The 8,112-nt window shown below is 38.9% G+C and carries 8 protein-coding genes; 3 read left to right on the top strand and 5 right to left on the bottom strand.

The window, feature by feature from the left end; translation table 11 throughout:
• Positions 1 to 137: 137 nt before the first annotated feature.
• The 3 genes from CJU81_RS06115 to CJU81_RS23720 all read left to right on the top strand — a co-directional run bounded on the left by CJU81_RS06115 (position 138) and on the right by CJU81_RS23720 (position 4,198).
• Positions 138 to 3,053, top strand: coding sequence for a hypothetical protein (locus CJU81_RS06115; protein WP_141232579.1), 2,916 nt, complete (start codon positions 138 to 140; stop codon positions 3,051 to 3,053).
• Positions 3,054 to 3,237: 184 nt separating this feature from the next.
• Positions 3,238 to 3,459: a hypothetical protein gene (locus CJU81_RS06120; protein ID WP_141232580.1), complete on the top strand. Its 222-nt coding sequence runs from the start codon at positions 3,238 to 3,240 to the stop codon at positions 3,457 to 3,459.
• A 310-nt stretch (positions 3,460 to 3,769) separates the two neighbouring features.
• Positions 3,770 to 4,198: a hypothetical protein gene (locus tag CJU81_RS23720; protein WP_141232581.1), complete on the top strand. Its 429-nt coding sequence runs from the start codon at positions 3,770 to 3,772 to the stop codon at positions 4,196 to 4,198.
• A 715-nt stretch (positions 4,199 to 4,913) separates the two neighbouring features.
• On the opposite strand, the gene CJU81_RS06135 is transcribed toward CJU81_RS23720, so the two are convergent.
• The 5 genes from CJU81_RS06135 to CJU81_RS23725 all read right to left on the bottom strand — a co-directional run bounded on the left by CJU81_RS06135 (position 4,914) and on the right by CJU81_RS23725 (position 7,636).
• A complete protein-coding gene (locus CJU81_RS06135; protein WP_095035918.1) occupies positions 4,914 to 5,441 on the bottom strand; it encodes a hypothetical protein in 528 nt (175 codons plus the stop codon).
• A 168-nt stretch (positions 5,442 to 5,609) separates the two neighbouring features.
• Positions 5,610 to 5,894: a hypothetical protein gene (locus tag CJU81_RS06140; protein ID WP_095035919.1), complete on the bottom strand. Its 285-nt coding sequence runs from the start codon at positions 5,892 to 5,894 to the stop codon at positions 5,610 to 5,612.
• A 110-nt stretch (positions 5,895 to 6,004) separates the two neighbouring features.
• Positions 6,005 to 6,355 carry a hypothetical protein gene (locus CJU81_RS06145; protein ID WP_095035920.1) on the bottom strand — a complete coding sequence of 117 codons (351 nt, stop codon included), beginning with the start codon at positions 6,353 to 6,355 and terminating at the stop codon, positions 6,005 to 6,007.
• Positions 6,356 to 6,434: 79 nt separating this feature from the next.
• A complete protein-coding gene (locus tag CJU81_RS06150) occupies positions 6,435 to 7,319 on the bottom strand; it encodes a hypothetical protein (RefSeq protein ID WP_095035921.1) in 885 nt (294 codons plus the stop codon).
• A 137-nt stretch (positions 7,320 to 7,456) separates the two neighbouring features.
• Complete coding sequence (locus tag CJU81_RS23725; protein WP_141232582.1) at positions 7,457 to 7,636, bottom strand: hypothetical protein; 180 nt, start codon at positions 7,634 to 7,636, stop codon at positions 7,457 to 7,459.
• Between the last annotated feature and the right edge of the window lie 476 nt (positions 7,637 to 8,112).

The following is an 8,112-nucleotide window of genomic DNA, read 5'->3' on the forward strand; positions in this document are numbered from 1 at the left end:
GGTGGTGGTTCGGAATGGACGTGTCACCAATCTGCTCTATTCCCAGCAATCTCTCAAACGTCCTCGATTTCGATGTGAAGCCGTATCTGAACGCTGGTGGGTACATCTGCAACGAAGACGCTGCAATGAATTTGGTCATGGACCAACAAACGGCTGATGCTGTGTCCCCTTTAAAGGCTGGCTTGGCAGAGGTCGGATATGACAGACCATCAAAAGATAATGCATTTTTCTCATCATTTTGGAATGTAATAATCCTTGGCATTAGTTATCTGCTTATTTGTGCCGGTGCTTGCATGTTGGTTAATTTTCTATTCGCTGTTGTGAAGTCTGGTGATGCAGTTGCTTCATTGATTAATTACAAGAATAGATTGTTAGCCATGCTTCTATCGTACATGTTCGTGAAATTGGCAGGCTCGTTCCTAATGATGATTTTTTCATTAAATGTCTTTGTCGCCAATGCTAATCTCTCAAACAATCTTGCGACAATAATTGAAGTTCCTTGCTCAGAAGATACACAGACTGATTGCACAAATAAATCTAAGTTAGAGCAAAGTGAGAAATTCGTATTAAGCTCGAATTCTGCTGCTCAGTTTAACGTAGCGACGGAAGAAAACGTTACGACTAACGCATTGTTCATGTTTAACAAATCCAAAATGGTTAAAGAGCCGGGTGCATTATTTGGCAGTTTAACGAAAGATGAAGCGATTGAAGAGGCTGTAAAGCAAGGTCGATTGACTTATCAGTTGACAAAAAATCGCGAAGTAAACGTAGACATAACATCGAATCTTTCAAATATTCTCAATGCGTACAAAGTTGGGCAGCGTTATACAGCTTTGAAGCTTGCAGATTACAGTGCGAAAGATAGACCGATTTGGGGCTATAAATCGGCATATGGAACGGTTGAAATTGCTTCTAATGGCGGGAATATCGAAACTCAATCTAATGAGTCTGCGAACGACGGCACCTTGAACAATAATCTCAGAGCAATTCAGAAACAAGCTGCTGAAACAATGGGTCAACAAAGGCTTGCTCAGATTGAAGGGCTTACAAACAAAATCTTAGCCGAAATGAATAGCAGTACATTTCAATCAACTGATTTAGTCATTGATGATGCTATTCGTGCAAAAGCTAAAGCGAGCGTTAAAGCTAACATCGAAAGTAATTTGAAATTGGATGAGTTAGGGCTGAAAAATCCGGCAAGTTACGACATTGTTAATGGATACGCCTATGCGAATTTCATGAGCGGGGCGCGTGGGCATGACATGACTGATGATGGTGATTTGCTACGTCAGCAACAAGATTATGCAGTTAAAAATATCACTTTACCTATAAGAGACGCTTACTGCACCGACAACTGGGATGCTTACAAACAAGAAAGACAACAAATAGCGAATTTCAATGATTTACCCGGTTCTGTGCCTATGGAACATTTAGTTCGTGCTGATTATCCTCTGAACCTTGCGTGCGGCAATCTAAACGCTGTGACTCACAAAATTGACATTCTAGGTTCAGATGACCAATCAAAAATCACTGAGAATTTCAAACGTGCATTGGCTACTAAATTAGCTTCTGACAGATGGGATGCGAGCGCTTACCTAGGCGTTAAAGATGCAGTTTCTGAGGATAAAGGTCATCAAGCTGCTTTGAATTACTCAATATTGTTGAAATACAAAGAAGGAATTTTAGGAGCTGGATTAGCAGATATTGAGGTTTCAAATTATCAAAACGCTAAATTGGTCAAGTCTCGTGCGTTGAATAATAATCTGTTCTTCACTTTTGCGAATTCAGGAATTGATAAATACAACTACGTTAACCAGAAAATGCTTTTTGGCGATAAAGAAATTGATACGTCATCAGAAGAATACAATACTGTCAGTAACGCATTTCCTCCACTGAGTGAATACTTTAATAATCTAAGCATTGCTTCTGTTGCAAATATTACTCCGTCTTCATTAGTAGACAGTTCTTCAACTGAAAAACTATTCGATATTAATAGAGTTTTAACGTCATTGTTAGGCCAGGATTTAGATTCGTTGAAGCTGATGGCAAAATTACCTCTAAACAAAAGTGCTTATGCAGGTGCTGTTGAGTGTAAAGCTGAACCTTTAACGTGTGAAGGAAATCCAACAATCGGTTTTCAAGCAGGTATGAAATTGCTTGGGGATGAATATATTGATTTTGCTTATATGATTATTGGCGGTTCTGTTGCTGCTGACATTATAGTAGGGGGCAAGGATTTGCTAGGTAGTGCCGTTGAAACGGCAACATCGGGAATCGGGATGGAGAAATTTGGTCCAGTTCTAAAATTTGCTTATAACACCTCAACCGCTTTATTGATGGCTGTGGCGTATGGTGCAAAAATCTATTTCGGTACATTGAAACCTTTCGCATACATTATGCTTGGGCTTGGATATTTCTGTAAGTTCTTTATTCCGATGATGAAAGTTTTCATAATAATCGGTGTGTTGATTCCGTTGAGTTGGTCTATTGCGGTTATCAAATTCGCAACTGGTCCTTATCTTTTAATTAGAGCAATGTGTGCATCTGATGACCGCGCATCTGCTCAATTCATGAGTCAATTCGGAAATCAGGTCTTAAAATTAGGAATGGCTCTTACGGTTTTCGGTGTGATTTACATCACAGGAAATTACATGCTTTCGAATTATGACCCTTCGAATCTCATACGCTCAATTTTAACGCTAGGTGATGGCGGCTTTATAGACCAACTTTTACTTGGATTTATGTGTGTTGCAATGCTCGTTTCCATTTGCTGGGCGCAATTGAAAGCAATAAAAGATAAATACAATGAAGTTATGGAGGTGTTCACTCATACGAAGAATAACTATGACGATTCAGCTATGTCAGAATTGCAAAAGGTTGCTCAGAATGCCGTGCTAATGAATATCATCAGAGAAAGCGTTGATAAGACTACGCATAAAATAACTGCTACTGTAGGTGGATTAGCGCACAATAAAGCTGAATATCGCAAGCGCTTCAATGAAATTCCTAATCCACAAGATTCGGGTGGAGGAAGAAAAAGAGAAGAAGCGTAATCGTTCACAAAGCCCCATCATGGGGTTTTTTGTTGTCTGATTTTTGAGTCATTCAGAATGGTATAATATGAGGTAACTATCAATCACTCACATTATGTCATTAACAAAACCAACCAAAGCTTCGCCTATACAGACTTTCTTCGCGTGTTTCCCTTTAATTATCCTTTTCTTTTGGGGCATATTTATGCTCATGCGTAATGATTTTTTCATGCTTGCACTCGCTTACGCGGGAGTTGTTTTGCTTTGTGTTGGTGGGATATTCATCGCTTGGAAATTAAAAGCGAAATTAATGAAGAGGAATGCATTGGTGGAAGAAACCATTGAGCATAAAACAGATTTGGCTAATACCCTCAAAGGCAATTCGCTTGATGACGTTCGTAAGAAATTCAACGAAGGTGCAGAATGAGTCTTCACCTTCCACGCATGGCAGGGCTTGCCGTGGCATGTGTAGTGCTCTGTTCTGCTTCGAGCCTTACCAATGCACGGGTTCTGAAAGAGGGCGCTCCTGTGCGAAATCTGGACGTTTCACAGTCCCTTTCTGCTGCTGATTTTGACGTGTGTCAGAACCCATTCGTATTTAGAGAGTCTGAGAAGACCAACGTGCTCAAAGCTCTGTTAGGAGAAGCCGTTAACCCTCTCCATGTTGCTGGCTTGTGATTAGGTCAATACGCATGAGTCGATTTGGTATAATGACATTATAATAATCCAATACTTTAATGTCCTTGATTCAAAATATCATTTCTTTTGACAAATTCGGCCTTCGCTTTTCTCGATTTTCGGGACGCTATGACTTCCTTTGTGATTCATCATCGCTAGTTTTCGATAATCTACGTTTGACTATTCAATTTGGTGGTGAGAACACACTTGCTATCAGAAGAGAAGGACGAAGCTTTAGCTTTGATTTATCCTTAGCGGAAATCAATGTGAATGGCTTAGGAAGGTACGAATTTGGGGAAACACATGAGCGCTATTTCGCCTATAAATTTGGTGACACGCTTGTTGAATTTTTGAAGGTTGATGATGCTAAGGGTGTCCCGGCAATTCTCGTTCTGCCTAAGCCCTCACAAGCGTTTGGCCACCATAAAGCTACTCGATGTTCAGGTACTGGGTTCACTCACTCTGCCTACACGCATAGCGATTCTTAGGGTACAAAAAAAGCCCTCTTGGGCTTGGTCTGTTGCTTGGTCTGTTAGGCGATTTCGCCGTAGTAGTCTTCTTCGTATTTCGAGTATTTCTTAGTCCTTTCTGCTTCCAATCTGTCCTCTTTACTGTAAAAGCCCTCTGCATGGTTTCTCAATTCGAATTTCTTGAATACTATAATATCAGTAGGTTTTGAGTTGTTTAGTGTCGATTTGAACGAGTATTCTACTGAATATGAATTGTAGCCTCTAAAAATCAACTCTCTCACATGGTCGATACTTGTTATGTATTCGTCTTCTGCTAAGAAGTGTTCTTTTAGAAATGCTGCGATTTGTGTGTCTAATAACATTTGCATAATTGTTTCTCCGATTTATTATTTAATATGGATTTACTCCATTAATCTAATTTTACCATTTTATTATTCAAATGCAGGGCTTAACGAAAAATAACCCTGTGATTTGTAATTTATTTACAGGCGAAAAAAAAGCCCATCAGGGCTATTTTGTTCTTTGGTGTGTTCAGTGTGAAGTGAGTGCTTCGAGCTGAGATTTCGTGCATGTGAAGCGCTTACTGAAATAGTCACTGATGCTTCTTGTCCCTTTGTAGCTGTGTTTCAATGTGTAGGTGGTTTCGCCTGATTCAGTCAGGATTTCGATTTTCCCAACTGACATGATTATCTGATAAATTTCGTGGTTATTGTTTTTCATGGTAATTTCTCTATTAGATTGTTTTTACGATGTTAAGTGTTTCGCGTGCAACTGCTTTTTCTACCTTGTTAAATTGGGTTTTGCTGATTTTGAATATTACGGCTTTGTCGTAAAGTTCGTATCTGAGGTATTCTTCATGACTTGACGTGGTTTCTTTCTTTAATAATCTGCTGTAGTAGTCTCTGCCAATTTTCTTTAATTCAGAATCTCTTGATAATTTGCTTTCTACGTATTCCACCAAAGCCCAAAAGTTTGCTGATGCTCTTAAAAGTGAATTTTCTTCGTCGTAACTTCTGCCATTATAAACGGATAGGTGTTGTGGGATTCCGTCTTCATATTCTACCGGGCGTATGCTGGCAGGGAATGTATTCCCCCAATTCATTGGGTCAATCATAAATGCTGGTAATACAGGGTGCATTCTTATCCAGCTAATATTTGTGCATAAAACGGATCTGAATTCATTTTTTAGAATTGTAGAAATTTCGTTAAATTCTTCTGCTAGGTTTTGAGCATTGATTGTTGTGATGTTTATGTTGGTCATAATTTTTCTCCGATTATTGTTTTTAGGTTTAGAAGTTTTTCTTCCTTATAAATATAGTACCATTTTATTTTTCAAATACAGGGCTTAACGCAAAATAATCCTGTAATTTATTAAATAAATTTGCAGTCACAAAAAAAGCCCAGATGGGCAATTTTAGTTCGTATATTTTTACAGTTGTTTTGCTTTTGCGAGAAGGTATTTCAGAGCCGCGTCTAGATGTGAGTTATTGCGTGATGTTTCTGGCGTAATTGATTTCCCTTTGTTGTCGTAGAAGTCCATGAAAATCGACTTTTTTGGTTCTGCTGGGTCTGTTATTCGCTCATTAGATTTGTTGTTTAAATAAATTCTCCTTTGCCCATTTCTTCCATGTCTAATTTCTATCTTAAACCCCATCGTCATTAATTCAGTGAAATTTTTGTTTGTGTAGGTTGGTTCTGTTTTGATTGTATTCATTTTGTTTCTCCGGTTTTTGTTGTTTGTTTTAGAAGTTTTCCTTCCTTATAAATATAGTACCATTTGTTTTTTGAAATACAGGGCTTAACGCAAAATAATCCTGTATTTTATTAAAATATTTTAAATTGCTCTTTTGCAAAGGATTCAATAAAGATTTTGTTGTGCTCTAATGTTTCTTTAATCGCTTTGAGCAATTCTTTCGTAGCAATAGATAAGTGCGTGCTTTCAGATTTTACAAAGAACACATCAATATCTGTATTTGAATTGTTCGTAAATGAGACGAATACAGGCTTCTTGATGATTTCTATTTTGCTATTGCTGTGTATCACTTCAACGTATCTTGTTAACCGATTGCCTTGGCTGTCCAGTGCGTAGAGTTTCCCTTCATTTCTTTTGCCGCTCTTGTATTCAAGGTTGTAGCCTAGATTTTTAATGGCAATATAATATTGATTGACGTTCATTGATTTCTCAGTTGTTTCAATCATCGTACCATTTTATTTTGAAATACAAGTTTTAAGCGGTAATTGTCCTGTGTTTTGATTATCTGGATGATCCGGCACCTACCAATTCACTTGCGGTGGCAGCACGGGCTTCAATCAGGGGTGATTCCTTCACGTTGACTGGTTCGTCAACGAGGTCGTAGTAGCCACACTCACGAAGCTTCTTCTGACGAATCCTTTCGCGTGCCTCAAATACCTTTGCCGGGGTTTTGAACCTGATTGGGTATAGTTTTCCCTCGGTCCACTCGGTAATCACGTCTGAACAATGCTGTGTGAATTCGCACAGATCTACGTCATGGACCACTGTGTTTGTGATGACTTGCAAGGCTGTCGTGCAACACATGATTGGGTCAATGTCGTTCGCTATGACCGTGGCGTTCTTAGCGTGGCGTGGGTTTCTGTTCATCATCAGCGCGAGTGGTGCCAACAACAACGTCCCTGCACCGCAACAAATTTCCCCAAGCTTGAAGGGCTTGTCAGTGTTCTGAATTGGCATGAGTTCAGCGAGACATTCAGCCAGCCAAGGCGGTGTCAGGAACTGTTCTAGTCTGTTTGCACGTTTCCCAGCGAGCATGATGCTCTCTAAGAGAAACGAAAGAACGTCTGTGTATGGGGGATTAGAGGCTACTATTTCGACGTATTGAAGCAATGCATTGGTAAGCGAGCTAGTGTCGCAATCGTCCATCTGTTTTTGAGTAATATCAAATATTTGATGGCGTATCACGATGCATTGAACGGTTTCAGCTTCTGACAAACCATATCGTTTGTAACGAGCAATGAATAGCTGTAGCTGACAGTTGAGCGCTGCTTTAACGAAAAGCTTGAAGGAATCATCCTGATTTGTACTGTCGCTATCAGCACGATTTTCGTAAATTTTAAATATGGTTTTTCTTAGAGATTCGATTTGTTTATTCAGATCATTCATTTTTCACCTATTCAGTAATGAGGTGCCAAATGTAGATCGAATTAAATATCTTTGTCAAGTATATTATTATAGTACGCTGAAAACAAATAAAGCCTCAAAAGAGACTTTTATTTGCGGTCAAAATCTTTAAATTTGTTTTACGTTTTTTCATGTTGGTTTGACTCATCGAAAGTCATCATTTCGTCTTCTGCATGAAAGCTTTGCTTTTGTATATTTTGTAGGACGTTTAATTCTTCATCGCTTAGTATTCTAATTCTTGCAAAGCCATTCGCCATTTTTATCGTTTCAAGTTCTCTTTCTATTCTTGATTTGCTCATGTTTATATAAATTTATTGATTGCTCTTATTATACCATTTTGTTGGGTTTCTAAATTAGATTGAAATTTCTTTGAATGAAATAAGCAACAATCATAATTCCGACAATCAAAAAATACATCTTCTCTCTGAAAGACGGCATTGTGCTAAAAAAGAATTTGAAACCAGCAAATGACAAAAGCAAGCCAAGGCCACCAAAGAAGAATCCGGCTAGTAATGATGAGTCTTTGAAAGCGCTATAAGCTATGACGAAAAGCAGGATTTGAGCCACAAACCAAATGAGCAAAAACACGCCATCGATTTTTGTCAGGGTGTTAGTGCCCTCATATTCACGTTCTTGTATTTCTTTGAGTAGCGCAAATTCAGCCTGCGCTCTCGAATTGTGAGAGCCGCCTACGGTATGGCGGTCTCAAGGAACAAGTGCAACAGTCAGTTAATTTTTCTGAGCATGCTAATCACGAAACTGGGCATTCCCGCCT

It is taken from the genome of Pseudomonas fragi (genome assembly GCF_002269505.1).
Classification (GTDB): domain Bacteria; phylum Pseudomonadota; class Gammaproteobacteria; order Pseudomonadales; family Pseudomonadaceae; genus Aquipseudomonas; species Aquipseudomonas fragi_D.